Annotated in this window: 20 protein-coding genes, 2 tRNA genes and 1 pseudogene; 10 read left to right on the forward strand and 13 right to left on the reverse strand. The window is 51.2% G+C overall.

Going from position 1 to position 26851, the window contains the following annotated elements; genetic code table 11:
- Both H6F76_RS19655 and H6F76_RS19660 read left to right on the forward strand, forming a co-directional pair.
- A complete protein-coding gene (locus H6F76_RS19655) occupies positions 1–1155 on the forward strand; it encodes a universal stress protein (protein WP_190510822.1) in 1155 nt (384 codons plus the stop codon).
- A gap of 168 nt (positions 1156–1323) precedes the next feature.
- Positions 1324–2160: a protein-glutamate O-methyltransferase CheR gene (locus H6F76_RS19660; RefSeq protein ID WP_190510823.1), complete on the forward strand. Its 837-nt coding sequence runs from the start codon at positions 1324–1326 to the stop codon at positions 2158–2160.
- Between the two features lie 441 nt (positions 2161–2601).
- On the opposite strand, the pseudogene H6F76_RS19665 reads toward H6F76_RS19660, so the two are convergent.
- Positions 2602–4362, reverse strand: a pseudogene (locus tag H6F76_RS19665) (asparagine synthase-related protein).
- A gap of 273 nt (positions 4363–4635) precedes the next feature.
- A complete protein-coding gene (locus H6F76_RS19670; RefSeq protein ID WP_190510825.1) occupies positions 4636–5121 on the reverse strand; it encodes a hypothetical protein in 486 nt (161 codons plus the stop codon).
- Between the two features lie 684 nt (positions 5122–5805).
- Here H6F76_RS19670 and cpdA point away from each other — a divergent pair.
- Entirely contained in the window at positions 5806–6597 is a 792-nt protein-coding gene (cpdA, locus tag H6F76_RS19675; RefSeq protein ID WP_199322242.1) for a 3',5'-cyclic-AMP phosphodiesterase, read from the forward strand.
- A 100-nt stretch (positions 6598–6697) separates the two neighbouring features.
- Here the strand turns inward: cpdA and H6F76_RS19680 are convergent, their stop codons facing one another.
- Entirely contained in the window at positions 6698–11500 is a 4803-nt protein-coding gene (locus H6F76_RS19680) for a CHAT domain-containing protein (RefSeq protein ID WP_190510827.1), read from the reverse strand.
- A 264-nt stretch (positions 11501–11764) separates the two neighbouring features.
- Positions 11765–12259, reverse strand: coding sequence for a GNAT family N-acetyltransferase (locus tag H6F76_RS19685; RefSeq protein WP_190510932.1), 495 nt, complete (start codon positions 12257–12259; stop codon positions 11765–11767).
- 147 nt (positions 12260–12406) lie between these two features.
- Here H6F76_RS19685 and H6F76_RS19690 point away from each other — a divergent pair.
- The 3 genes from H6F76_RS19690 (at position 12407) to H6F76_RS19700 (ending at position 13306) form a co-directional block, all read left to right on the forward strand.
- A tRNA-Asp gene (locus tag H6F76_RS19690) sits at positions 12407–12480 on the forward strand.
- Between the two features lie 317 nt (positions 12481–12797).
- Positions 12798–12871, forward strand: a tRNA-Asp gene (locus H6F76_RS19695).
- 216 nt (positions 12872–13087) lie between these two features.
- A complete protein-coding gene (locus H6F76_RS19700; protein WP_190446586.1) occupies positions 13088–13306 on the forward strand; it encodes a hypothetical protein in 219 nt (72 codons plus the stop codon).
- 169 nt (positions 13307–13475) lie between these two features.
- Here H6F76_RS19700 and H6F76_RS19705 read toward each other — a convergent pair whose 3' ends face one another.
- Complete coding sequence (locus H6F76_RS19705) at positions 13476–13778, reverse strand: hypothetical protein (RefSeq protein ID WP_190510829.1); 303 nt, start codon at positions 13776–13778, stop codon at positions 13476–13478.
- Between the two features lie 36 nt (positions 13779–13814).
- Complete coding sequence (locus H6F76_RS19710; RefSeq protein WP_190510831.1) at positions 13815–14753, reverse strand: DMT family transporter; 939 nt, start codon at positions 14751–14753, stop codon at positions 13815–13817.
- Positions 14754–14945: 192 nt separating this feature from the next.
- Between H6F76_RS19710 and H6F76_RS19715 the strand changes: the two genes are divergently transcribed.
- Positions 14946–15863, forward strand: a complete 918-nt coding sequence (locus H6F76_RS19715) for a LysR family transcriptional regulator (RefSeq protein ID WP_190510833.1) — start codon at positions 14946–14948, stop codon at positions 15861–15863.
- A gap of 83 nt (positions 15864–15946) precedes the next feature.
- Here the strand turns inward: H6F76_RS19715 and H6F76_RS19720 are convergent, their stop codons facing one another.
- Complete coding sequence (locus H6F76_RS19720; protein ID WP_190510835.1) at positions 15947–16306, reverse strand: hypothetical protein; 360 nt, start codon at positions 16304–16306, stop codon at positions 15947–15949.
- A 164-nt stretch (positions 16307–16470) separates the two neighbouring features.
- On the opposite strand from H6F76_RS19720, the gene H6F76_RS19725 reads away from it, so the two are divergent.
- Together H6F76_RS19725 and H6F76_RS19730 are read left to right on the forward strand one after the other, a co-directional pair.
- Entirely contained in the window at positions 16471–17472 is a 1002-nt protein-coding gene (locus tag H6F76_RS19725; RefSeq protein ID WP_190510837.1) for a zinc-binding dehydrogenase, read from the forward strand.
- Positions 17473–17665: 193 nt separating this feature from the next.
- Positions 17666–18793 carry an S-layer homology domain-containing protein gene (locus H6F76_RS19730; protein WP_347276069.1) on the forward strand — a complete coding sequence of 376 codons (1128 nt, stop codon included), beginning with the start codon at positions 17666–17668 and terminating at the stop codon, positions 18791–18793.
- 174 nt (positions 18794–18967) lie between these two features.
- On the opposite strand, the gene H6F76_RS19735 is transcribed toward H6F76_RS19730, so the two are convergent.
- Positions 18968–19879: an EI24 domain-containing protein gene (locus H6F76_RS19735; protein WP_190510841.1), complete on the reverse strand. Its 912-nt coding sequence runs from the start codon at positions 19877–19879 to the stop codon at positions 18968–18970.
- A 116-nt stretch (positions 19880–19995) separates the two neighbouring features.
- Here H6F76_RS19735 and H6F76_RS19740 point away from each other — a divergent pair, with 116 nt between their 5' ends.
- On the forward strand, positions 19996–20250 hold the full coding sequence (locus tag H6F76_RS19740; RefSeq protein ID WP_190510843.1) for a hypothetical protein: 255 nt from the start codon (positions 19996–19998) through the stop codon (positions 20248–20250).
- Between the two features lie 77 nt (positions 20251–20327).
- Here H6F76_RS19740 and H6F76_RS19745 read toward each other — a convergent pair whose 3' ends face one another.
- The 5 genes from H6F76_RS19745 to H6F76_RS19765 form a co-directional block, all read right to left on the reverse strand.
- Positions 20328–21320, reverse strand: coding sequence for an ABC transporter permease (locus H6F76_RS19745; protein WP_190510845.1), 993 nt, complete (start codon positions 21318–21320; stop codon positions 20328–20330).
- A 105-nt stretch (positions 21321–21425) separates the two neighbouring features.
- Complete coding sequence (locus H6F76_RS19750; RefSeq protein ID WP_347276070.1) at positions 21426–22949, reverse strand: GAF domain-containing protein; 1524 nt, start codon at positions 22947–22949, stop codon at positions 21426–21428.
- A gap of 150 nt (positions 22950–23099) precedes the next feature.
- Positions 23100–23771, reverse strand: a complete 672-nt coding sequence (locus tag H6F76_RS19755; RefSeq protein WP_277881256.1) for an ABC transporter ATP-binding protein — start codon at positions 23769–23771, stop codon at positions 23100–23102.
- 136 nt (positions 23772–23907) lie between these two features.
- A complete protein-coding gene (locus H6F76_RS19760) occupies positions 23908–25173 on the reverse strand; it encodes an ABC transporter permease (RefSeq protein ID WP_190510849.1) in 1266 nt (421 codons plus the stop codon).
- Positions 25174–25182: 9 nt separating this feature from the next.
- Complete coding sequence (locus H6F76_RS19765) at positions 25183–26535, reverse strand: efflux RND transporter periplasmic adaptor subunit (RefSeq protein WP_347276071.1); 1353 nt, start codon at positions 26533–26535, stop codon at positions 25183–25185.
- Between the last annotated feature and the right edge of the window lie 316 nt (positions 26536–26851).

Here is a 26851-nt window from a genome sequence, read left to right on the forward strand (position 1 = left end):
ATGACTCAGACAACAACTCCAGTCCTTTTTCCTCCTTTCCTTCTGGCAACCGATGGTTCGCCTAGCGCTCAGGTCGCGCAAAAACTGCTGGCTGCGATCGCCCAAACCCTACAGGCGCAGCAAAATGGTAATGGGCGATCGCTAGTGACGGTGCTAACAGTAGAGCCACGTCGCTCCAGTCGCTCTAAACGGTTACCCACCAAGCAAGCACCTGTTGCTAGCCAGGCAACCGAGTCTACACCAGTTGCGCCTGCTGCTGACGCTTCTTCAGAGATGCTAGTGGAGCTTACTGCGCTTCCTAGTAGCGATGAGCTGGCGACAACTCTGCGCCCACACTTTCCAGTAGATGTGCCGATCGCCGTTCAGGTAAAGCAAGGTCGTCCCGCGATCGAGATTTTGCGTTGTGCCCGTACGATCCAGGCAGGTTTGATTGGTGTTGGGTCGCGGGGTCCAAGCAGCCGTCTGGGACGATTAATGGGCAGTGTTTCTGTGATTATTGCTCGCTATGCACCCTGTAGCGTTTTAGTAGCTCGTGGTGCTGCATCTACAGCAGAGCCAAGCCTGCATCACCTTTTGCTGGTTGTCAACGACTCTTCCACCACCCAACAGGCGATCGCTACCGCTTATCAGCTTTTGCCAGCGGGTGTACAGCAAATTACGATCCTCTACGCCCAACCACCGCTGAATGCTGACTATTTGTTTGGACCCTTTGCCACGCCGACCCCAAGCTGGCAGCTAAACCAGTCGCTACAAGAGGCACAGAGAGAGCAGAGTGAGCAAGTGCTGGCACACGCAAAGGATGCACTGAACCGCCCAGGCGTCACCGTTCATACGCTGCGGCAAACGGGCGATCCGGGACCACTAATCTGCCAAATTGCCCAACAGCGGCAGGCAGACTTGATTGTGTTGGGCGGTAATGCGACACGACGCTGGCTCCGTTTTCCTGCTGGCGAAGCACTCTTGACCTTACAGTCGTTCCGGCGATCGAAACCAGACGAGCCAAAACCAGACAGCTTAAAGCCAGAAGACAAGTTACTGGTCAAGCCACCGCCCGCGTTGCGAAATACACGCCTTAGCGCTACTGAAGACTACACGCTGCACCATGCTCCCTGTCCTGTCTTGCTCTGCCGGACAACAGCCGTTGCTGCTAACTAAAGCAACGTCTCAAGCGTCAGGCAAAGATACTTAGGCAAAGATACGGCAATAACCAATGCAGCCATCTACAAGTAATTACCTGCCTAGAATGTATGGCTTTTTAATTTGCATTGGTGTAATTTTCGGTTAAAGTACCTTTTTTGATCCTGGTTCTCTTTTTAGAAAGGTGTGAATAACAGTGATAACGATCGATCGTTTGTTGCCTTACTGGACTATTTGAAGCGATCGCAGGGCTTTGATTTTTCGGGCTACAAGCGATCGAGCTTGCAGCGGCGCGTCCAAAAACAGATGAACGTTAGAGGCATTGCCACGTTGGAGGACTATACAACCTACCTGGAAACGCATCCAGACGAGTTTGCTAGCCTTCTCAGTACTATTTTGATCAACGTCACTGGATTTTTTAGGGATGCGGCTGCATGGAGCTATTTGCAAGAACAAGTACTGCCCTCGCTGCTAGCATTAAAGTCTGCCGATGCACCCATTCGCGTGTGGAGTGCTGGCTGTGCGTCAGGAGAAGAAGCCTATACGCTAGTCATGCTCCTCACTGAAATACTGGGAGCAAGTGCGTTTCGGCAGCGTGTCAAAATTTACGCCACTGATGTGGATGAAGCGGCATTGCATCAGGCTCGTCATGCCAGCTACAGCCTGCAAGCTCTGCAAGCAGTGTCGCCAGAGTTAAGAAACCGCTATTTTGAGCCGATCGGCGATCGCTTTACCCTTCGGGCAGACTTGCGCCGTGTAGTAATCTTTGGTCGTCATAATTTGGTACAGGATGCCCCCATCTCGCGGCTAGATTTGCTGGTTTGCCGCAATACCCTGATGTATTTCAACGCCGAAATGCAAGCGCGCATTCTGTCACGGCTACATTTCGCACTCAGCAACACAGGTATTTTGTTTTTGGGCAAGGCAGAAATGCTGCTGACCCATACCGATCTGTTTACGCCCATTAACCGATCGCATCGCCTCTTTGCTAAGGTGCCAAGGCGCATGTGCGCGATCGGCTGAATCAAAACCAATTGGCAGAATCTAGAGCGGCTGATTCCCCTTCTGTTGTTAACCACTTATAGACGTTGGCATGCAACGGAGCGCCTGTCTCACAGAACATCACAGATCTTTGATCACTTAACGTGAGTTCGGGTTAAGCCGAAGGCTAAAACCCCTACTATGAATAGCTTGAGTTAAGTAGCCAGCCAGTCACCCTTTCTCAATAAGACCTGCTACTGCAAGTATTTGCAACTGTGAGACTTATTGACAAGAACTTGACCGAGAGCGTGGTGGCAAGCCGCAGAAAATCAGGGCTTCTAGCGATTCCTTATCCCGAACTCACGTCACTTACTGTCTAATGCTCTGAAATACTTGCTACCCAAGACCTTCACCCCTTTACCTCTTCACCGCTCTCCCCTTCTCCTGTTTCCCTCTTCGCCCCTTCACTCTTCACCCCTTCCCTCACCGTCGCCCTTGCAGCCAGTATTCCAAGCTTGCTAAAAGCCAGAGCTTGACACCATAGCGTCCCCACGTGTCGCCCTCGTAATCTAGCCAGTCGCGAATTAATGCTTGATTGAGGTAAGGGGCGATTGCTGCCTAACGACTGAGCAACAGCGATCGTGCTTGCCGCTGCCAATGTTCTCGAAAGCCAAGTTGCACTGGCACCATCATGCCGCTCTTGGGACGTTGAATGATGGCGGCTGGCAGTAAATCAGCAACGGCTTGCTTCAGCACAGCTTTTTCATGAACGCCTGAGAGTTTGTAAGCGGGTGGAATGGTCATGCTCAGGTCGATGACACGTGGGTCAAAGAGGGGCGATCGCCCGTAAACACCAGCAGCATGCATCAGGTTATGCACTTTAGTTAAAATCTGATCAGCACCCTTGAACTGAATATTGAGCGCCATCAGTCGATTCAGGTAGCGATCGTTTGAATGCAACGTTGCCTCAAAGACAGAAGCTTCCGATTGCACGACTGACCAGACATCGTGCTTAAGCAATTGCGGTAAATCCGTCGCGCATTTTTGAAACGAAGTCAAATACGCTTGCAGTGATTCCTGTTGCGTCGTGCTGTTCGGCTTGTGATTGGGGGACTTGCGATCGATTGTGTACTTACTAAGAGCGTTGTTATAAAGAGCATTAATAAGCATCGGCTGATTTTTGGGACCGCCGAAGCACGGATCGCCACCTTCTCCATTCAGCACAGTGTGCACTGAACCTGCTGCCAATCGACCCAGCAGTAAGTTTGGCACCGTGAGCGGATCACCGATCGGGTCATCCAGCGCTGCCATTGTTTCAGGTAAGTAAGCCCACAGCTCCTTAAAAGTAATTTCTAACGCGTGGTGCTGAGTCTGACAGTGCTGAGCAACCAGGCTAGAAAACTCCAGCTCGTTAGGGCAAGCCGCACCAAAATGAATGGAATAGGTGTGCAGCGGTGCATCATGAAATTTTGCTGCTAGGGCGGTGATGCAGCTAGAATCCAACCCACCAGACAAAAAAGCACCCACAGGCTCTCCGGATGGCAGATACTCCTGCACCACTTGCTCAAGCAAGGCACGGAGGCGATCGCCATGCCATTCTAAAGGTCGATCGGGATGAGTAATCTGTTCCTGTAGCTGCCAATATGCCGTTACGTCGCCATTGGGCAATTGCAGAGTTGTGCCAGGACGCAGTTCTCGTATCTGTTGCCATAGGGTACGCGCACCAGGCACAAAGGCACAGCACAGGTAATCGCGCAACGCCACCAAATCGAGGTCACTAGAACAGAAGGGCGCGATCGCACTCAATTGAGGCGCGATCCAGCAGATTGCACTGTCAGTTGTATAGTACAGGGTATTAATGCCAGCCCGATCGCGCCCCAGGTAAAGCTGCTGTTGTTCGCGATCCCAGACTGCTAGCGCAAATGCTCCGGTCAGTTTTTCCCAGGTGGCTGTGCCGTATTGCTCCCACAGTTGGGCGACTAGCAAGCGATCGTCACTGGGTTGTGATTGCTTCTCTACAAGAGGGGACGCAATGCCTAATCGCTGCATCAGCGTCAGACGATCAGGCAACCAAACATCCCCCATGACCACAAAGCGCTGGCTCTCGCTGATCGTGACAGGGGCATTGCTATCAGCAAAGGACATGAGAGCAAGCCGCTCATCCTGCCAAACAATTGGCTGCGCGATCACACCAATGACTCTGTTCACTGCACCGTATGCCAGTTGCCATCGAGAAGGCAAGATGGCTGGCTGCGATCGCTGTGGCAACCAGCGCTTCCACCATTGTTCAGAACGTTTCACAACCGCTTACAACGTGCAATAGAGCGATCTTAAAGGAGTTGGGATCATAACTGCTCAATAGTCAGTTAGTCTCCATCCATCAGCACGGGTTAAAAGGTTTATCAATGCTAACCACGGTTAAACACCGGCTCCTGGAAGTCGATCGTGTCTAACCATACCCCCGTTTCTTAGATCGCTACACTAACTAGCACGCTTTGATTCTGGTACTTTCAAGCATCAATCCTTGCGGCTGTTAGACTTTTGGATGTCCCGCGCCATTATCCGAAACATATCCAGGTTAGTGTCATTGCGGCGACGCTCTTTGGGGTCTTTGACCTTAGGTACACTATCAGCCTTCGGTGCTGTCCAGCCACTGACAGGTGTTTTCTGCGGCGCAAAGGTCGCCTGCTGCGATGATATTAGACCGGCCTGAATGCTTTTTGCAGCAATCCCTTGTCCTTTCTGCGCTAGCGATCGCTGCAAAGAAGACACGAGCGTGGTTGACTTTGGCACCTCACCATTGAGGGTCTTGGGAAACGATCGCTTAATTTCCCGCGCTGCTTGCATATAGTCAAGGTCGCCTAAAGTTCTGGCATCACCAGAGTCGAGGTAAAAAGCTTGGGGTCTTGGCTTAGGCTGTTTTGGCGCAGCTTCTGGTGGTGGAGTCGATTCTGTCTCCGCCGTTTGCTTGGCTCCAAAGAGACCTTTAATGAATCCAACCATGATGGCGTCGTCCTGATTCTGTAACTTTATGTAAAGTATTATAAGTATTTATGATTGATCCTTGCAACGCTTCTGGGAAAAGGATTCACGCGAACGAGGAGCGATCAGCGATTGGTAACACCAACTCACTTTAGACACTCTACAAATTACGATCCCTCTGCCTACTACCCTTGATAAAAGGGATTGAGGAGGATCGATCGAGAAAAGCTGTAGCCAATACGTTGTTGAATTGGTGTAACGGGGTAAACGTAAACACAGCTCAAGGGGTATTAGCTTCTTTAACAGGTTTATCCTTGCGCCAGCAAAGGGTTCTGGGAAAGCGGGCGGAATGCCAGCTTTAGGGCGCTAGAATTGGGCGATGCTTTCCAAGCTAATTCAAAGACCTCAGTAGGCGATCGATGGTCTACTTTGCGTCGTCTGGGTGACACTTCTTTTTAGTGATGGTAGAGCGTTTAAGGATGGTTGTAGGCAAGGCATCCTGGTACAAGGCGATCACCAGAGGTGACAAAGATCACTGAACGTACTGCGACTGATCGCACTACAGAGCATTGATCCTAGTTATCCTAAATGCTACCAGCGCAGAATATCTAGCTTTCTTGTTGCCTTAGCTCCCTTTCAAATCAAGATGCATAGGGTTTAGCCCCAGTCGTGTCTGATTCTCCGTAGATTTGCCTTACATAACTTATGATGTCTCCTCTCCGTGTTGTTCAGCTTACTGATATGCATCTGTTTGCAGACGAGCGTCGTCAACTGTTAGGGCTGCCAACGCAAGAGTCATTTCAGACCATTGTGCGGCAAGTAGCGCAGCTGCAACCACAGCCCGATCTACTTTTGCTAACAGGGGATTTGTCGCAAGATGGCAAGCCAGAGTCGTATGCCTTGCTACAGTCGATGTTGGCTCCGTTGGGGATTCCAACCTACTGGCTACCGGGCAATCATGATCGCCTACCAGAGATGGAGCAGGTTTTGACCAAGGGCTTGATGTCTGCCCAAAAGTCGTTTCGAGCCGGTGGTTGGCATTTCTTGCTGCTAAATTCTCAGGTAACAGGCTGTGTTCATGGTCATCTGTCAGCCACCAGCTTAGAGTGGTTAGATGAGCAGCTAGAGACTGTTGGAGCTGTGCCAACGCTCATTGGGTTACACCATCCACCGTTTGTGGTCGGGTCTGATTGGCTAGATAGCAGCACGCTGCGAAACCCTGAGGCGTTGTTTGCGGTGCTCGACCGCCATCCGCAGGTAAAGCTAGTGCTCTTTGGGCACATTCATCAAGACTATAGCCAGGCCCGGCATGGTGTGCAATATCTTGGTACGCCCTCAACTTGCATTCAATTTGAGCCAGGTAGCGCCGAATTTGCCCTGGATGAAGAAAAACCAGGCTTTAGAATTTTGCATCTGTATGACGATGCAGACTGGTGGACGACTGTAAAGCGATCGAGTTACGTACCGCAGCTTGATCTGGCAGCAACGGGATACTAAGTAGAAAGGATAAGGGCTAAAGAAAGGATAAGGGCTAAAGGCTAAAAAGTAGTAGCGCTCTTTAGCTTTTAGCCTTCATCCTTGAGCCTTAAGCCTTTCTCTACCATGGACTGCCAATCATGGTAAAGGCTGCCCAGTAGTAGGGATGAGAGAGCTGGCGATCGCGGATAGCAAGGCTAGCAGGTGGGAGTGCAATGCCTTCGCCTGTTTCGATGCCCTGCAAGCGCCCGTTTTGCAGAAAGACTTTGCCAGTTGCCATCGCTAGCTGTGCCTGTCGGAGTGCGTCCGCTTTGATGCGAGCCGTGCGTAAGTCTTTGTAAAAGCCAGCCATGAGAGCAGTAGTAGCGGCATCGCTGACGTACCATAGGCTGGCAACAGCCGTTTTAACACCTGTTTGCACAGCTAACCCGCCAAAGCCAAGTTCGGCTTCGCGATCGCCCAGCGCGGTAGCACAGGCACTCAGCACGAGTAGTTCGATTTGCGGATCGTTCCAGCCCAGTTCACGGACTTGATCGAGCCGTAGTTTGGCATTCCAAAGCTGGATATAAGAGTTGTTGATCGTGCCAGGGTAAAAATCTGCATGGGTTGCCAGGTGAAGGATGCCAAAGGGTTGCTCTTGGCGAAAGGCTTTGAGATTTTCGAGGGTGACATTCTTGTTAAAAGCCAGTCGTCCTGACCAGAGTTGATTCACCAGAATAGAGACCTCAACAGGAACGGCTGGCAACGGGGTTTGCTCTTGAGTGCTTTCTGAAATCCCTAGCCCTAGAACCTTCACGTCTCGAATGTTACGGTAGCGAGTGTCAGTGAGGCTCACGCTAGGCATTACGCCGATGCTGTATTTTTCGATGAGAAAGCCCTTCCCGTCGTGGAGGGCTGCTATAGGGAGCGATCGCAGCCCGGTATCCATCAAAAACACTAAGTTGTTGATCCCTCTGACTTCTAAATCGGCGGCGATCGGTGCAATCAGCCACTGGTAAAGCTGTCGGCTGGTGCTGAGGTATGTTGTAGCGCGTGTCTTGCGCGGATCTGAGATTTCATGAAGGAACTGCTGCGCCAGAGGCAGTACTTTGGCGCGGTTTGCTTCTGGGATGCGTTTACGAATGGCTTCGCCCTTCGCCGTAATGACGACCAGTTCCAGTTGGTCGGTACTGTGTTGACCTGCCTGAGCAGAGCTTGTATCGGCAGTTTCATTTACCCCAGGTTTGGGCTGGGTCACATCAGCCATCTGAAGCGAGGTGGGTACAAAGCTGACATAAATGAAAGCTGGCTTAGCACCCGTATCTTTCTCAATGCGCTGGACGATCTCTCTTGGCTCTTCGCGAGATCTGGCAGTAGTTTCACCGAGACCGAGATATGACTCAAACGCACGGGTGAAGCGATCGTCTGGGGTATCGGGAGCCAACCTGAATTCGGGAAGAGGATTAGCAACCTCTGGTTTAATACTTGTTTGCCCACAGGCTGCCAGTGTGCAGAGATCAGGTGTTGGCAGAGGTGTTGGCTCAGGGATCGGCTCAGGGATCGGCTCAGGGATGGGATCGAGTGGTGGAATAGTTACTACTTCCTGGACATTCACCTGCACGAGCACGGAGTCGCTTGAGACACCATCGCTGGCATTCAGCGTAAAGGCACTGAGTAGCCCCGTTGCGTCGGTTGGCGGCGTGTAGACCAGCACATCTCCTGGCGCAAGAGTAACGCTACCAGGAGTAACTGAATTGCCGTTGAGAGTCAATGTGGCTCCAGGGGCGATCGAAGCGATCGTGAGCGTGGTCACATCCTGGTTTGCATCCGTCACGACAGGAGCAAGGTCAGCGTAACCGATCGTAAATGGGACATTTTTGGTTGCCCCAGACAGCGATGAAGTCGCATTGAGAACTGGTGGTGTGTTAAGAGCGGTGATAGTTATGCCTGTCGCTGGTTCGACCAAAGTGTCGATTGCTTGCACTGGGAAGCTACCGGAAGCAACGATGTTAGTGCCGTCCCGGACGATTGCACCTGCGGTGCCATTAGGGCTGGCACCACCGACGATAAACGGGATGTTGGTTGGTCCACCATCATGCTGAATGGCGACTGTCCCGCTTGTGTCAGTGCCTTGAGTATTGATCGTGGTCATTGGGAATGTCCCTTGCACAAGTCCATTCGCAATGACCTGTACATTACCGCCATTGCCTGTATCAGTGGTAGCAAGGCTTCCACCGCCACGGGTATCGATGCTGCTGAAGGTAATGTTGGTGCCAGGTGCTGCACCAGCAGTCAAATTGACTGTGCCACCCTGGTAAGTGCTAAAAAGAGAGCTGTCATTATTGGTAATTGCAGAAGCATTAATGGCACCCGTAGCAATGCTATTGCCTGCTTGCAGTGTGACATTGCCGCCCTGCGCACCAGAGATAGCACCACCCGCATAAAACGAACTGATGTCGGCTGTGGTAATGCTACCGCCCGCTGTCAAGCTAACGGCACCACCACTAAGAACCGGACCGAAGGCAATATCTGTTGTGGACGATGAGTTAATTGCGCCCGTAGTGATGATACCGCCAGCTGTTAAGGTAATCGCTCCTCCATTAAAGCTTCCGTAACCAGCACCTACGAACGATGCATCGATCGCGCCTGTCGTGATGTTCCCAGGAGCTGAAAGAATGACGGGACCGCCATCGACACCCTCACCACTGGTAGTAATGTCGCCAGTCGTGATGTTGCCTGCGCTCGTACGCAAAATGAGAGCGTTGCTAGTCGTTAACAAGCCAGAATCTGGATCACCAGTGGCAGTAGTATCCGGTCCCGTAATGACGATCGGTCCTGTGAAGGTAATATCTCCACCAGCCTGAACCTTGAGCGCCACACCTTCGTAGGCACCGAACGTAAAGGCACCCGCAACAGTAAAAATCGGGTCATAAAAGCTGACAAAAGTGCCTGCACCACCAGAGAGGTTCTGCACAAAAAGATTGCCGCCACTAGTGAAATGCGAATCGCCAGAAATCGCGCCATTGCTGAGTAGGCTTAAATCACCACCGCTTTGAAAGGGTGCCGTTTGAAGGTGATTGAGCGCCAGGATATCAATACCCCGATCGCCCTGAATTGTCAGTTTGCCGCCTGCTTTTGCTGCAAACGGAGTGGCAACACTATCACGAACAAACACCGTATCTCGTGCCAGCAAGCTCAAATCACCCGTTGTTTGCAGTTGGCTTTCGACTAACGTCAGATTGCGATTTGCAGAGAAGGTTGCTGTCTGAGCTGTGGCTGTACGAACGACAACATCACCTGTGGCGATCCGCGTTGCTGATCCACTTAATACCACTGCGCCATCAGGGTTGACGCTGACTTCAGTAGCATTGCCAAAAATTCCCCCAGTCAACAGTTGAGGCAGGGAGGCGATCGGCAAACTCCAGCTCTGCGGCAACGTCGTTGGTTGTGTAGGCACGATCGGCTGAATTTCTAGACCCAGCAGACTTCCCGGTTGGCTGAGTTTGACCAGGCTTTGACCCGGAACGGCTGCGGCGATAATCTGCCCGCCTGGAGCTGTAAGGGTGCCTGTACTGACGATCGTCCCGCCCAAGAGTCCTAGTGTTTGACCAGACGTAACGGCAAGATTGCCAAAATTGACGATACTGCCTGGTTGGGTAGTCGTAAAGGCGAAGGCTCCCGGTGCTCCTATCAGCACCCCATAGTCATTCGTACCAGAGGCGCTAAACCAACCGTTGCCAAAGCTAATGCCATTTGCCGTTGTGGCTGTAAAGGAACCGGGGACATTCAGGCTAGCGTTAGCACCAAAGATAATGCCCGCTGGGTTCAGTAAAAACAGGTTAGCGTTACTGCCTGTCACCTGAATTTGTCCATTAATGACCGATGCCTCGCCGCCCACCACTCGTCCTAGAATGTTTTGAATCTGAGGATTAGCGAGGAAATTAGCGGTTTCGCTGGCGCTGAGTCCAAACCGTTGGAAGCTCTGAAACAGGTTACTGCCTGCCTGTGTGCCGCCACTAATGTCATAACGATCGCCGTTGAGAATAACGTTGGTGTTGGTGTTGTCGGGTGCAGCAGTAATCGACTGAGCATAGGCAGGCACTCCTGTAATTGCTCCTAGTAAGGGCAAGGATGCCAGCAGTGAACTCATTTTTGCCACAAAAGATGGCGTGGCTGGAGTCGGTGCAGTCTTGCGACGTAGAAAAAAGTGTCCTTCAGGAAGCTGAACTTCAATGGCAAGCTGATCAGCCAGTCCTCGGCGTTTGAGTGCTTGAGCGATCGCCGCCTTTGATCGCAACACCTGCTCAAGACGGCACTGCTGGGAGGTACTGTCCGCGTGGTTGCGGTAGTAATAGAGTGGTTCTCTGACCCGATGAATCTCCGTGACTTCTGACAGCCGCAGGCACAGGTCATAATCTTCCGCATAGTCTGAAGCACCATTGATGCCGCCCACCTGATCAAAGATCGATCGCCGCATCAAGCGAAACTGGAAGGTCATGAAATCCAGCAGCAGCCGATCTTTGGAGTAAGGAATGCCGCAGCGCTGCCCATACCGGAACACTACGCCCTGCTCGTCCATATCCAGATAATCGGTGTAAACGACCCCCGCTTGCGGCTGCTCGTTCAGCGTTCGTACCGTCTGCTCAAGCGCTGTTGGAGCTAGCAGATCATCGCTATCAACCCAACCAAGATATCCGCCGGTGGTATGGGCGATCGCCGCCTGTAGTGCTGCCACTCGTCCGCGATGCGCTGCGGCAACGACACGCACCCGTTGATCGCGTTGAGCAAAACTATCGGCAATGGTGGCTGAGCGATCGTCAGAACCGTCATCCCACAGCAGCAGTTCAAAATCGGTAAACGTCTGTTGCAGTACACTCTCGATCGCGGCACCCACATACCGTTCCCGGTTATATGTTGTCATCACAAGCGAAATCAGAGGTGCCATATGTGTGCCTTAACGCCTAAAGATTGGTTGCTTACCGTAGTGCTTTCTTGCCTAATCCCTCGAAATTTAGCGTGGAATTAAGTCCTCAAAGATTAAATCTAAGCGGCAAGACGCTCATCCTGAAGGATAGAATAAATCTTGACAAAAGTATTTTGTTTTAACGATTGTAGCGATCGCGAGTGCAGTACTCGATCGTGCGCTTAAAGCAGCAGGGCTACCGCTGAAAGCATTGCTATACTTGCACTCCCACCAGCGAAGCTCATTTTAAGGCAACTGCAAACCCACGATGACCAAATCGTGAGGAATCTTGTCAAACTCTGCGACTCCCGGCAAATAGCCCCAGCGTTGAAAGCCAAACCGTTCAAATAAGTATAGGCTCGGCTGATTATGAGCAAAGATAAAGCCCAGCAACGTTTTGATGCCAAAGGACGGGCTTTGAGCGATCGAGCGCTTGAGTAACGCCTGCCCAATGCCTTGCTGACGATAAGCCAGCGAAACATAGATGCTTAACTCTGCGGCACTGGCATATGCCGCCCGTCCGTAATAAAACGATTGAAACCCTAGCCAACCAGCCACCGTTCCTTCCACATCCATTACCCACAGCGGTCGTTTGTCGGGGTGATGCTCTCGAAACCAATTCAGGCGGCTCTCAACCGTAACAGGCTGTAGATCTGCTGTCACTAGATGGGATTCGATCGTTGTATTGTAAATCGCTACGATCGCAGCCAAATCCCCTTCTACTGCATCCCGAATGTACATTGCCATTCCCCACCCTCCAGGTTGGCTGGAACTTATCACAAAGTTAGTTTTGCAGCCGCTCCTCAAAATCGTTTGAGAAAAGCTAAAAAACGTTTGACAAAAGTGCGCTCAATCATCACAATAGAGATTGCCTCTTAAAGGGCATAAGGGACTGTAGTTCAATTGGTTAGAGCACCGCCCTGTCACGGCGGAAGTTGCGGGTTCGAGCCCCGTCAGTCCCGTAGAGAGTTTTAATATCTAGCGCGGTGCTTGTTGTTAGACACAAGCTGCATTATTATGACCGCTTTCAACTGGTTCGAGCAAATGAATGTTCGTCTAAGTTCCGTGGAAATGCTGAGTTGCGTGTGCGTAAATGTGCTTTCAGCGGAAAAGCAATTGTGACAGCGATGGCGTGATTGGTCGCACTAACGCTTGAGTTTAAAAGATTGTGAGTGGCGGTCGCGAAGAATCGCTACTAAGTAATGTAAGATTCTAAAGGTTATGTTTCAGCCCTACCAGCATTACGTCTGGGTAAGTGGGGTTGGTTTTTGGGCGATAGGGGACTGTAGTTCAATTGGTTAGAGCACCGCCCTGTCACGGCGGAAGTTGCGGGTTCGAGCCCCGTCAGTCCCGTAAATCATCGAACGCTTATAGTTGATGCTTCCAGATAGGTGCTGTTTTACATCACACCTGCCTTTTCTAGACACAAAAGCAGCACTAGCAGGCTTACTTACGATCGTTCGTTCGCAAGCTAATGCATCATTTCACCCTTAAATAAGCTAGTGTATTTACCTCAAGCCCTTTCTCGCTAGCACTTGGGCTCATCCATTACCAAAAAAAACAACCAATATGGCGTTTATCTACTTCCCGTTTGCCCAAGCAACATTGAATACAGAGCACATTACCCGAATCGTGTGGTCACCCGCTGACACGCTCAAAGGGTTTGTCCATTTAGCAGCAACAGATGCATCGAATAAAAACAGCGTTGTGACTTTATCAGACGAGGACGCTGAGAAACTTTGGAATGCCATGCACCCTGACGAGCCACAGCCAGCGAACAGTTTGTAGACTTTAGTTTCAGTCTGCCAACCGTTTGTAGTGTGAGCATCTCACGCTTTTGACAGTTCTCTACCGTAAGCATTCAGGTTGCATTAGAGCGATCGCTTCTTGAGCGATCGCCCTAAAAGATTGGCACTCTCAGACTAACGCTGGGAGTGCCAGAGGTTGGTTACAAGTTTTAAGCCCTTGAAGCATTAGCCTTAACAGGATAGTAACGTTGCTCAAGCCAGGCACGCATTTCAGCTTCAGGTACGTTGTAGAGCGATCGGCTGGTTGCAGGATCATGAGCATTCCACCAGCGCTTACCATTTGCATCAGTGGTCTGCCAAACTTGCGGTTCTGCATCTGCCATCAAGCGCTGCACGAACCTTTGTGCCGCTTGCTCTAACCAAGTTAAAATTGACTGCTTTAAGTGAGTCGCTACGCCTTGTGTGGGTTTTATTTCCCACTGTTCTTCAAACCAACGTAATGTCAGTCTCATTTCGATACCTCTGCTGTTAAATAAATTTTTTGCTGGTTAGAGCGGTGCTTCGCTAGGTTGCTTTGCGTCTTCCGTTACTTCTTCCAGTGCTTCAGAGCGTGCTGCTCCACCCAGCCATTGGGTAATAAACGGTTGACTTTGGCTTAGCACCATTGCCGTTAAGATCAGTCCGGCTCCTGCCAGTCCGCGTCCACTTAATTGTTCTCCTAAGAGCCAGAACGAAAAGACAGCGGCAAAAACGGGTTCAAGCGTGTAGATTAGAGCCGTTTCGTGAGCTGAAACCCAGCGTTGAGCGATCGCCTGGGCAATTGTTGTCGTCGCAGTAACAACAAGACCCAAGTACATGAGTTGCCCCCAGTGGGCCGCGATTGCAGGCAATTGCGTCATGATTTCGGGAACTGCCCACAGAACGCTAGCTTCAGCCACAACAGCAAGCTGTATGGCAGTCAAGGCAAGTGGGGGATGCTTCGGCGTGGCTGTTTCTAACAGCAGAATGTAAACGGCATAGCTCACTGCACTGCCCAACACCCACAGATCGCCAAGGCTTAACCCACCGCCTTCCCAAGACATAATGCCAATGCCTGCGATCGCCACTCCTGCTGCAACTACTGCAATTGCCTGCAAGCGTTGTCCCAGAAACAGCCCAAACAGTGGCACTAAAATAATGTTGAGGCTTAGGACAAAGGCTGCCCGATCCGCTGAAATCGTCTCCATGCCGATGGTGAGAGTAACAAAGGATGCCAAGTAGGCTATGCCTAGCAGCACCCCATCACGCAACAGTGGCAGATTGACCTGGCGCAACCAGGGCGTAAAGACAAGCGCTGCCAGCAAAAAGCGAACTGCAACCAGCGCCATTGGCGAAACGCTGACCATGATTTGCTTGATCACTGGAAACGTAGTGCCCCAAATCAATGTGATGACAAGGAGCAGTAAGATGCCTCTAGTATGAAGATTTTTGGTATTTGTTAGAGACATAGCACAAAGCAAACTTTTGTTAGAGACATAGCAGAAAGCAAACTCGGACTGTGTTCACTTTAGTCAATTGCCTTTACATAAATCAAAAGACAGCTCTCATCACATCTATGAATAGAATTGATGGAACGAGCAGTGAGAAGTAAGAGGTAAAGAGTTGACCTTGACTTAGATCGAAAAAGTGATGCATCGACCATGAATTCTACTCGTCAGGGTCAGATTAAACTTTCGCAACTGCGTGCTTTAATTGCAGTGGCGGAACGGGGCAACTTTGGTGAAGCGGCGTTGCAGTTGGGGCTTTCTCAATCGGCAGTTAGCCACGCGATCGCCACTTTAGAAGCAATGCTGGGTGTGGTGCTCATCTCACGCGGTCGTCATGGGGCATACCTGACTCCTGTTGGCGATCGGGTCTTGACCTATGCTCGCCAGATGATGCAGTCGCTTGATGGCATGCTTAAAGAAGCAAACTTAGCCAAAGGCTTGCAGGGTGGGCAGGTGCGGATTGCATCGTTTCGTAGTGTGGCAACGCATATTTTGCCAGAGGCGATCGCGCAGTTTCGGCAGCGGTTTCCTGACATTACTGTACAATTGACCGATCACGAAGACCTCCCTGAAGTGGAACAAACGTTGCGAGAAGGGCGAGCGGATATTGGCTTTACCTATCTGCCAACTAGCGAAGACTTCGAGGTGTGGGAATTGCTGCAAGATGAGTTTGTTGCACTTTTTCCACCTACATTCAAGCTCAAAGGTGTGCGCTTAAGCTGGGATGACTTGGCACACCACCCAATCATTATGCCACCCGAAACAGATGCAACCATGCTGCAATTTTACGAGCACTGTCTTGCCTTTCATTGCACCTTAAATGTTGCTTATCGGGTGAATACGGATTCGACGATCGTCAGCATGGTTGCGCGTGGGCTAGGGGCAGCAGTGCTGCCTCGACTGGCGGCTGAACCTATCCCCACAGGTGTTCAAGTCCTTAGCTTGCCAGTGCCAATCTATCGAGTAATTGGTATTGCTGTGCTGGCAGATGCTCTACAGGTGCCAGCCGTTTTTGCGTTTCTAGATATCTTAAAGTGTAAGGATTTGTTGATGCCAAAACTGCTTGCGTAAGTCGCGCTAATTGATTGAATTTTCACTTTTCTCACATCTCTCACCATTAGAGAATGGCGATATGCACCCTTAATTAAACCGAATTAACCAATCCCAATTTGCTTGAGTGCAGTTACACGCGCTCGTTCAGAAAGCTTATCCAAGATGATGTATTCTGAGTCATCAATCAGTGACTCTTTTTGCATCAGCTCGATCATTGTTTGGTGGAGCAACATTTCTGCTTGCTCTGCACGCTCTGCTAGCCAAAGGTGAGTTTCAGCGTCCTCAGGAAACTGTTCAATACAGTTAGTGGTGTAGTTACGAAAAGTCCTGACTTGGCGCAAAATTCGAGCCAGATAGCCGGGGCATTCACACGCAACAACTTCTGCGGCTCGACAAATTTCGATCAGCGCTTCGTCAGATATATCGGAGACTTTAATCGTGCGCTTCGTGTCTGACATCATTGAGCTTTGTACTTCGTAAAGGGTTATTGTTTATTCAACCTGTAGCAGTGTTTTAATTACGACTACCGTACGGAGGATCTTTAATATAGATACAACGTAAGAAGGGCGACAACAGGATGATTGCTCAACATGCGGAAGACGATCGGTAAAAGGAGAGAGAACCTGTGAAAGCTGTCCTGATGACTACCCCTGGAGCACCAGATGTTTTGCAGCTTTGTGACGTGCCAGCGCCAACCCTACAGCAAGATACGGAATTGTTAGTGCGTCTGAAAGCAGCGGGCGTGAATCCAATTGACACTAAGCTACGCAAACGTGGCACCTTTTTTCCTGATCGCCTGCCTGCCATTTTGGGGTGCGATGGTGCTGGGATCGTAGAAGCAGTGGGTGCAGGGGTGCAGCAGTTTCAACCTGGCGACGAGGTGTATTTCTGTAATGGGGGGCTGGGTGGACATCCCGGCAACTATGCCGAGTGGGCGATCGTTGATGCCCGGTTTGCAGCCCGCAAGCCCACTACCATCAGTTTTGCTGAGGCTGCCGCTGCGCCGTTAGTCTTGATTACCGCCTGGGAAGCACTCTATGACCGCGCGAGGCTTCAGGCAGGGCAGCGCGTTTTGATTCATGCTGGCACGGGTGGCGTTGGGCACATTGCCATCCAGCTAGCGAACTTACGCGGTGCTGAGGTTTGCACTACGGTCAGCACAGAAGCTAAAGCGGTTTTTGCTAGAGATTTAGGTGCGAGTCAAGTTCTGTTTTACAAGGATGTAGACGTGGCGCAGGCGGTAGTGAATTGGACGCACGGACAGGGTGTCGATGTTACCTTTGATACGGTGGGTGGTGCTGTGCTGGGTCAATCGTTTGCTGCTACGAAATTCTATGGCGATGTTGTGACGATTCTAGAAGCTGACCCAACAACCGATTGGAAGACAGCCCGGACTCGCAACCAGCGCGTAAGCTTTGAACTCATGCTGCTGCCCATGTTGAAAGGCTTAGTGGCACAGCAGCAGGCACAGGCGAACATTTTGCAGCAATGTGCACAGTTGATTGATGCAGGGCAGCTTCGGCTTCACGTTAGTCAAACCTTTGCGCTGGCTGAAGCGGCGGCGGCACATCGATCGCTTGAAGCAGGCTCTACAACAGGCAAGTTTGTGTTGCTTATTGACCCGTAGTGATCGTCAAAACAGAATGCGTCAGGGCGATCGTCAAAACAGAACGCGTCAGGCTCAATGCAACCGTTCGTCCTGATAGGTGGGCAAAGTGCTGTATTCGGTAGTAGCGCGTCTAGATTCAACTTCTTAGTGAAAAAAGACGGAACATCAGCGCTTCCCGACCCATTCGCGATCGAACTTTATGCGTATCACTGTGCCGAAAGTGCTTATTTACAGCACCTTGACGACATTAGCGTGCTATCAGGGCTACGTTACCTTTTTTACTAATGCTGATAAACCGGATGATGAGTCAGCTTCTAAGGCAGCAAAAGATGGGGCAAAGTCAGAACAGCCCAATACGAACATACCTGACACGATCGCCGTTCCTGAAACCATTATGACAGACGGGTTGAAGCTTCGCCTTAACGTGCCTGCTACATCACCGCGACAACTAGCAGCTAACCGCAGCGCTGCCGCTAGAGGTGGCTTACCCACAGTGAATGTGCCACCGAAGATGCGATCACTGCCGACTCGATCAGCGGCTCGCCCAGTAGTTGACAGCACCGCGATGCAGAATGTTCCTGAGATGACGCTACCAGAGACGATTGCCACTGAGCAAAGTAAACCAGACGCCATTGATCAAAATAGACCGAACGCTAGTGTCACTCAGTCTCTACCGTTCACCTCTGTAAACACATCGCTCTCGGATGTCCAAGGGCATTGGGCAGAAAGTTATATTGAGTCACTAGCGGCAAAGGGCATTGTACGGGGCTTTCGCGATGGCAGCTTTCGTCCAAATGAGCGTGTCACAGCACGTCAGTTTGACTTGATGGCGCAGAAGGCATTCACAGCATCGCCTGTTTCCTATGGCGATTTACAGCAACTTCACTCCGATCGCCTGCCCACTCGCGCCGACGCTGCCGCTTTGATTTATCAAACGCTGGCTAAGGAAACCTCAGCACCCCTTACGATGGCAGTGCAAGTGAAAGGTGCAGTGCCTCGTCCTGGCATTTATGCCATTGCTAACGGCAGCAGAATTGATGCGCCTTCTGATGCTGGATTACCCACTGTGTCACGGGCAATCCAACGCGCAGGCGGTACATTAGACGGTGCTGATCTACGTCAAGTCGAGATCCATCGCATTGATGAGTCATCGGCAAGACAGGTCATTAATGTCAATGTGCAGCAGTTGCTTCAGTCGGGCGATCGCAGCCGCGATATCGTTCTGCAACAAGGTGACAAGCTCGTTATTCCAACTGCGGCTACCGCTGCTAGCAATCAAACTCCTAGTCTGTTAGCACCTCCAGAGCGTTCAGCCAGGATCATGGAAAGCACAAAGTAACAGGTTTAGCGATCAACATTTGGCTGACAGCTGATCGCTAAGAGCTGACCGCTTAGGAGATTTCTGAGAAAGAATGTACCGCTTGTAGGGGTCAGGTTTTGCCAGATTCTTTGCGAATAGCCGAGCACGTTGGTAGCAAACCTGCCCCTGCAGGTCTTTTGCTTGCTAAAAATCTTATGATTGTATCGAACTGTCAGGATCTTGACTTTCAGGTAAGTACGGCAAGACACGATCGCAGCAAAACAGTGTTCCAGCGGCAACACAGATGGGTACTGCCAGCAAACTCACAAACGGAATGCTGACCAGCACCAGGCAACTCCAGCTAAAGGTGGCGCTGGCAGGCAGCGATCGCCCAAACACCCCCAACTTACGACGAAAACTTAAGCGACGACGTTCTAACGGCGCATCTAGAAAATCCAAACCCACTAACAACGCTGCCAGTGCTACACCACCAACGCTAGCGATCGCCGTTCCTATAGGAGGCAGAAAGTTGAGCACCAGTAGCGGTAGCCCCAGCACGAGCAGCAGCAGCAGCTTTTTAAGCTGAAACGTAATGGCACGCCAAACATCTTGCACAGCACGGCTTAGACTGGGCGACCCGATTGGCAACTGTCCCATACGTAACCGTTCTGTTTGTTCTGCCAGGTTGCCATACCAGGGAGCACCCAGGATGGCTCCGAACTGTACGAGCAGTAGCCCCGTGAGCACGAAGAGCGCGATCGCAAGTAAAAAGCGCAACACGTCATCTAGAAACGTAGCCCCTGTTGGCACCCAAGTTAAAAGCCGGGATGCCCAGGACGGCAATCCAGCGACCCATTGCGCCAGCCATAGCGGAATGCCAGAAGCCCATTGACCAATCCCTCGCCAAGCGGGAAGCAGTAACCCAGCATAGAGCGCTGCCCCGATCGCAACATTCACCATAATCGGGATTGCCACACAACCCCATAGCTGAGGCGTTTTTTGAAGCAGCAGCAGCGCTTGTAACGGGTAGGTTGGTCCCGCAACGAAGCCAACAGGCAACAACCCGACACGATGAAGGAGCTTAAAATCGGACTCTTCAGTCATGGTGTTTTTTGCAAAAGGCATGAAAAGGTTACCAGAATATGGCAATAAAAAAGAAATGTTTCTACTATATCTATAAGACCTGCATAAGTAGGCTGACTCGTCAATAACTTTTAACCGTTGTTTATATTATTGGGTAGATGAAAACTAAACCGATCAACGATCAGCAAGTGACGCAACCTTATCCCTTGGGAGGAGATCTTAAGCAGAGAATTTGGCTGCTTGGTGTTTCTTTCTGGGTATTTGGCATTATCGATCGCAGCATCGCTATCTTCTCTGATGGCTCCTTGTCTACCCTTGACCTGACCCAATTGCTTACAGCCTCCTTCTTTTTCGTTTGCTGGCTCTTTCTCAAACCGGCTCGCAAATTGGAACCTAGCGAAAGCAACGAGTAATTGGTGTCTTCTCCCATGCGGTTTCAGGTGCAGAACGTCTCTCGTACGTCCCTACTATCCCAATCCTGCTCAAAGACTTAATCCTGCTCAAAGACCCGACCCAGTGCGGCGGGTGGCGTACTGTGAATCGTTTGAGCCGCTGCACGTCCTAAAGTCGGGGGCAACAGTTTTAAGGCGCGTTCTAACCACTCGCTGGATGTCAGTACTAGAAACAAGATCATCAATACAAAGGGCGCAACGGTAAAGACCTGCGTAGGAATAGCGGGGATCACGCTCTGAGCGACGCTTGCCATTGATTGCAAAATGCCAAAAAAGTAGCAACTCAACGCGACTCGAAGCGGATTCCAGCCGCCAAAGATGACGATCGCCAGCGCAATCCAGCCATAGCCGCCCGTATGACGATGGCTCCAGCCTGCTTTGAAATCCAGCGCAAACGCAGCGCCCGCAATACCCATCAAAGCGCCACCAAACAGGGTGTAAACGTAGCGCATCAGAATAACATTTGTACCTCTAGCAAACGCGGCAGCGGGTTGTTCGCCGATCGCTCGCAGCATGAGTCCAGCGCGAGTGCGGTAGAAGTAAACCCAAATCAGCGCAATGAGTCCGTAACTGGCGTATACCAGCAGATCGCTTTGAAACAGCAACTTGCCGACCAGCGGTAGATCCTGCAAAAACGGCACATTGAAGCTGGGAACCGTTGGTCCAGGGATACGGACGAAAGCATTGCCCAAAAAGGATGATAGATCGGCACATAGCAACGCCAGCACAAAACCGATCGCCACCTGAGACTGTTTTAAGGTCAGCGCACCAAAGGCAACGATGAGGGCGATCGCAGCTCCTACCAGTGCTGCACTGCCAAAGCCCAACAGCAGACTCGGCGTGTTGCCCAAGCTCTCTGTCGTTTTTGCCACCGCAAACCCAGTCATTGCCGCGAGCATAGTCGTCCCCTCAGCAGAAAGGTTAATGACACCGGCTCGTTCTGTAATGGTTTCGCCAATGCAGGCAAAAACAAGGGGTGTAGCCGTGGCGATCGCGGTAGCAAGAATGGCAATGATTTGATCCGTATCCATAAGAGTGGAAAAAGATGAGGTTTGAATTTTGAATGCTAAGTGCCAGGCGTCGCTGCTAGAACGCTTCGCTGGCTTTAGTTTGAATACACGCAGCAGGCGTTGTCACTATGATCCCTCTAACGGCTCTGGAATGCGCGATCGCTCCAAAATTTCTCGGTCCAGCCAACCGTTGCAAGTCACCTGATACAGTGCCTGAAAGCGGGTCTTGGCTTTGAGCTTTGCCAGAATATTGTTGATGTGGAATTTGACCGTGCGATCGCTGATATAGAGAGCGTTGGCAATATCGCGATCGCGCAAACCTTGAGCCAACAGCGCCATAATTTCCTGTTCGCGTTCAGAAAGGCGCTGTGCGTCTAGCTTTGGTTTAGATACCAAGCCCCAGCTATAACCGTTGGCTAACGTTTCTACAGCCGCCCGTAGTTGAATCGGGGTAATTGTCAAATCCAGCCTGCCTTTTGCTTGTTTTGGCGTTGCTTGCTCGCGCGTTGCTACCCACAGTAGCGGATTCAGTGCATCCACCTGAGCCGGATCGTCGGTAAGCAGGGGGACTGTGCGATCGTCTGCTGTCGTGCAGACAGTCAAACCAGCCAGATACGCTAGATGCGTAAATGCCATTTGTAAGACAGGTAACCGACATTGAATGCACACACGCGAACCCAACACACAGCCAGGATAGGGCACAGTCAGCAACACCTGCACTGCACGCTGATCAGCACCCATGTAGCTTTGTAAACTACCGCCCAGACAGGAGGCGGCAAATAAAAGTTCATCAAACGGTGACGTTCTCTCTTGGTTTTTGACTGGTTGCGTTTTGGTTGGTTGCGTTTTGATGGGCAGAGACGAAGCCATGACTTCTAGAGAAATTTGGGTCGTGCCGTAGGTCAGGCGGCAGTACAAGCATTGCATTGCACTCAGGATTTCTGCCGTTCGTAAAAATAGGTACATCAACGGTGCCGAAAGGGGTACTTCGGTGCCGACTAGCGTTGGACGCACGCTAGCTAAAATATTTGCCAGTTGCTCAGAGAGAGGGCTGTGATTCGTAGCGTCAAGTTTAGGCGCGTTCCAGGCTTGTTTTTCCTGCTGCCAGGTTTGTTTCTCTTGCTGATGGTGCAGTGCCAGTTCAAGAGCGATCGCTACCGTTGCACAGAGACTCTGCAAAACTTCCAGAAATTCGGGTGCCATTGTCTGTTGGCTAAAGACTGCCAGCACCCCAACTACTTCACCACCAGCCGTTAAGGGATAGCCTGCAAAACCACGAATCCCCTTGGCGATCGCCCATTCGCGATCGCGCACCCAGGTCTCATCCGCTAACGCATTGCTCAAAAAGGGGATGCCGTTCTGAGCAATTTTGCCAACCTTAAAAGCACCCATCGGCACTCTGGCAAAGGAGCCATCCCTTTGGGTATACATCCCAGAGGATGCCACCAGCTTTAGTTCTGTACGGTCTGGCTCAACCAACCAAATGCGGGCAAAGGCACAACCAAAGCCTGCCACCATACCCTCTGTGACACGGTGTGCGATTGTCTCTGGGTCGAGGCAACCGCTCAGGCTACGCGCAATTTCATTGCCTCGCTGTAGGTCAAAGAGCAGTTGCGTTGAATCGAGGAATCTAGGAGTTGGCTCAGACACAAGCGCCATCCACCAACGGTAGCCCTCTTATTGAGCCGCAATTAGGCAATTGGCTCTGTATCTGTAAATACCGTTCATACCGCTGTCGCCACAAAGACGCTACAAAGAGCGGCTATCAGGAACCGCCCTGCAACCGTTTTGCATAGATCGTTAGGCAACAATCAACCCATCCTTCACATGAATGATGCGGTTTGTTTGTGCGGCAATATCTGGTTCATGCGTCACGATGACGATCGTAATGCCCTGCCGATTCAAATCCGTCATTAAATCCATCACTTCCTGGGAAGTTGTGCTGTCAAGCGCTCCCGTTGGTTCGTCTGCCAGTACCAGTGCGGGGCGGTTCACTAGGGCACGGGCGATTGCCACACGCTGCTGTTGCCCACCCGATAGCTGGTTTGGACGATTTGACAACCGTTCTGCTAGCCCCACTCTAGTCAGCGCTTCCCTGGCTCGTTTTTGACGCTGCGGCTTTGAGATGCTGGCATAGATCATCGGTAACATCACATTATCAAGCGCCGTCGATCGCGCTAGCAAATTGAATTGCTGAAACACAAAACCAATCCGCTGGTTGCGAATAAACGCCAGTTCATCATTATTTAGCGTCGTCAGGTTTCTACCTTCCAGGATGTAATCGCCTCCGCTGGGGCGATCAAGGCACCCGATGATATTCATCAGCGTTGATTTACCCGAACCAGAAACTCCCATGATGGCAACATATTCCCCCTCTTCGATCGCCAAATCAATGCCTTTTAGCACAGGTACATCCACTTCACCTAAACGGTAAGTCTTGGTGATATTTTCCATCCAAATCATGTTTGCCATAGGGGAGAAGCGGGGCGAGGGTAAGAGTAATGAGTCGGTAAAAGGCAAAGCGAATCATACAGATTCCCAACTTCTTTGTTTCGCCTTGATTGTTAGCTGAAACTGGTACAGAAGTTGGGGATCTAGTAGATGTTGCTTACTCGCTTCTCAACGCCGCGATCGGGTCAAGCTGTGCCGCATTTCGGGCAGGGATTACGCCTGCTATGAGTCCAATGACGAACGATAGACCGAAGCCTGCGACGATCGACCAGATAGAGAGGACGAAGGGAAATTTGAAGAGGGTTGCGGCACCAAACGCAATGCCAACGCCCAAGCCGATTCCCAGTGCGCCGCCTGCGATCGAGACGATGACAGCTTCAGTCAAAAATTGGCTTAAGACAGCGCTGTTGGTAGCTCCGACTGCTTTACGAACACCAATTTCTCGTGTGCGCTCCACCACAGAAACCAGCATGATATTGGCAATACCGATGCCGCCGACAACGAGAGAAATGCCCGCGATCGCGCTTACCATTACGGTAAACAGCCCCACAATATTGCTGAACGCATTAATGATATCTGCCTGATTGGTAATCCGAAAATCATCGGGTTGCGGCGGGTAAATGTTGTGCCGAATCCGCAGTAGGTTTGTCACCTGAAACTGTGCCGCATCAAGCTCTGCCGCATCTTTTGCCTGCACCCAAAAGCCACTGACGGCAATACCATTAATGGCATTGTTGCCGACAATACGAGCAGACATATTGGTCAGGGGAACGTAAATGCGATCGTCTTGGTCTTGTCCTCCAACGGAACCTTTCGTCTCCATGACCCCAATCACGCTATAAAGCTCGCTCTGAACACGAATCTGAGCACCGATCGCGGTTCCATTGGTGCCAAAAAGTTCATGGCGGATGCTACTGCCCAGCACCGCTACAGGTCTAGCAGCATCTAGATCTGCCTGGCTAAAAAATTGTCCTTCTTGGGGATGGATATTCTTGACATCGGGATAGCTTAAATCGGTGCCTAGCAGTAATGTCGAAGCGTTTTCGCCTTCATAAACAACCTGTACGCCACGTTGCAAGTAAGCAGTGACACCTTGAGCGGCTGGAGCCTGTCTAGCGATCGCCTGAGCATCTTCCCAAGTGACGGTCGAGGCAGTTCCCGATCCCTGGCTGATTCCACCCGTGCGGGCAGCCCCAGTTAACACCAAAATGACGTTCGTTCCCAGCGCCTGAATTTGCTGCTCGGTTGCTTTTTGCACGCCTTGTCCCACCGACGTAACGGTAATCACCGAAGCAATGCCAATAATCACCCCCAGCATTGTCAGCCCGGTGCGGAGTCGGTTGCTCCACAGCGCCTCGATCGACATAGAGAGGACTTCTAGCAGCGAAACACGGGTTGGGCGAATGCGAGTAAACTGTCCCATAAGATGATCCTAACGCTGCCGTGAGCCACCGCCATCACGACCGCCACCACCCATACCTGGTAGAAGGGAAGGTGTTCTTCCAGCAGGACGACCGCCTTGTGGGAAGCTAATTAGTACCCGGTCTTTTTCTTGAAGCCCAGAAAGCACAACTGTTTTACCATCATCGGTTGATACGCCTGTAGTAATAGGACGAAACGTCGGACGACGACCCTCGCCTCTTTGTCCACCCATAACTTGTACGCCGCTGACCCCATCCTGACGAACGATCGCCACCGTAGGCACCACCAGCACATTGTTCAACGTACCCACGTTGAATTCCACATTGGCACTCATGCCAGACCGCAGCAGATTGCCGGGATCGGAAACAGACGTTTTCACTTCAAAGCTAGTGACGTTTTGCGTCAGGGTTGACTGTGCAGCTACCTGGATCACCCGTCCCTCAAACGTTTTGCCTGGAAACGCGTCCACTGTAATCTTGACCGACTGCCTCACTTTGATTTGAGCGATGTTTGCTTCAGCCACATTTGCCGAAATTTGATTGGTGGAAGCTAGCGCCAATATCGAAGCCGATGCCGAAGAAGCCGAGCTACCCGCTGTTGATGGTGTGACGAACGCGCCCGGATCAGCAAACTTTTTGGTGACGATGCCGCTAAACGGAGCGCGAATCACCGTATCGTCCAGATCGGCTTGAATCGTTTCCAAAGCTCCTTGCGCTGTCACAACTTGAGCACGGGCGGTTGCGATATCTTCTGGACGAGAACCCATCTGCTGCAAACTTAAAGCCTGCTGCGATTTCTGTACCTGAGCGGCGGCTTGATCGCGGGTTGCACGAGCAGTGATGAGGTCTCGTTGGGCGAGTGCGCCAGCACTAAACAGTTGTTGGTTTTGCTGAAACGTGGACTCGGCAGAACCTAAGGCTGCTCTATCATTCGCTAGCTGAGCGGCTGCCTGAGAAATCTCTTGAGGGCGGTTACCAGCAACGACCTTAGCCAAATTTGCTTGTGCCTGAGCTAACTGTCCTTTTGCCTGGGTGTACTGCCCCTGAAGGTTAGACGCGTCCATATACGCCAGAATCTGTCCTTCCTTGACCCGATCGCCCTCCTTCACCAACAGTTGTTTGAGAATGCCCGACGATTTTGGACTCACATTAGCCGATCGCTCAGGTAGCACGGAGCCATTGGCTGAAATCTTCACTGGCAAGCTTTGACGTTCCACTGTGGCACTTTGAATCTGCCGTCGCGCTTCTTGCCGTCGTGCTGTCATCACCTGACTGTAGGCAACGTATCCCCCGCCCAAGACTAGCGCTAGAACCAGCAGCCCTATCGCCCATTTTGGTATCCCACGTTTAACAAGGTCTTTCACTTTGCTCTCCGCCTAGCCATTGTGCGTGTGGCTCAAATTGATTACACCAGTCTCTCGTCAGCCAAAGGATAAAAAAACCTTGCTGGAAAAGCGATCCTTATGTTTGCGTTTTCCATATCTAAGCAATTGGGCGATCGTCTTACTAAGAGGCTATAGCAACGAAGCGACGTTCTGGCTTTCAAACAATCAACTGTTCTCTTAGACTCTACGATTGAACTCAAGGTTCAAACGGTAACTTTATCCCGAATTGTAATTCTCGCTAACGTACTCTGAATCTGGGATGCGATCCCGATTTAAGGGGACTGTTCAAAAAGAA

The organism is Leptolyngbya sp. FACHB-321, assembly GCF_014695975.1.
GTDB lineage: Bacteria > Cyanobacteriota > Cyanobacteriia > Leptolyngbyales > Leptolyngbyaceae > Stenomitos.

Coding starts and splice junctions, on each gene's coding strand:
- H6F76_RS19680 (WP_190510827.1), bottom strand. CDS start 11,500: ATGGCACCTCTGATTTCGCTTGTGATGACAACATATAACCGGGAACGG.
- H6F76_RS19760 (WP_190510849.1), bottom strand. CDS start 25,173: ATGGGACAGTTTACTCGCATTCGCCCAACCCGTGTTTCGCTGCTAGAA.
- H6F76_RS19745 (WP_190510845.1), bottom strand. CDS start 21,320: ATGGATACGGATCAAATCATTGCCATTCTTGCTACCGCGATCGCCACG.
- H6F76_RS19755 (WP_277881256.1), bottom strand. CDS start 23,771: ATGGCAAACATGATTTGGATGGAAAATATCACCAAGACTTACCGTTTA.
- H6F76_RS19705 (WP_190510829.1), bottom strand. CDS start 13,778: ATGAGACTGACATTACGTTGGTTTGAAGAACAGTGGGAAATAAAACCC.
- H6F76_RS19685 (WP_190510932.1), bottom strand. CDS start 12,259: ATGTACATTCGGGATGCAGTAGAAGGGGATTTGGCTGCGATCGTAGCG.
- H6F76_RS19670 (WP_190510825.1), bottom strand. CDS start 5,121: ATGGTTGGATTCATTAAAGGTCTCTTTGGAGCCAAGCAAACGGCGGAG.
- H6F76_RS19710 (WP_190510831.1), bottom strand. CDS start 14,753: ATGTCTCTAACAAATACCAAAAATCTTCATACTAGAGGCATCTTACTG.
- cpdA (WP_199322242.1), top strand. CDS start 5,806: ATGATGTCTCCTCTCCGTGTTGTTCAGCTTACTGATATGCATCTGTTT.
- H6F76_RS19715 (WP_190510833.1), top strand. CDS start 14,946: ATGAATTCTACTCGTCAGGGTCAGATTAAACTTTCGCAACTGCGTGCT.
- H6F76_RS19740 (WP_190510843.1), top strand. CDS start 19,996: ATGAAAACTAAACCGATCAACGATCAGCAAGTGACGCAACCTTATCCC.
- H6F76_RS19700 (WP_190446586.1), top strand. CDS start 13,088: ATGGCGTTTATCTACTTCCCGTTTGCCCAAGCAACATTGAATACAGAG.
- H6F76_RS19720 (WP_190510835.1), bottom strand. CDS start 16,306: ATGATGTCAGACACGAAGCGCACGATTAAAGTCTCCGATATATCTGAC.
- H6F76_RS19655 (WP_190510822.1), top strand. CDS start 1: ATGACTCAGACAACAACTCCAGTCCTTTTTCCTCCTTTCCTTCTGGCA.
- H6F76_RS19735 (WP_190510841.1), bottom strand. CDS start 19,879: ATGCCTTTTGCAAAAAACACCATGACTGAAGAGTCCGATTTTAAGCTC.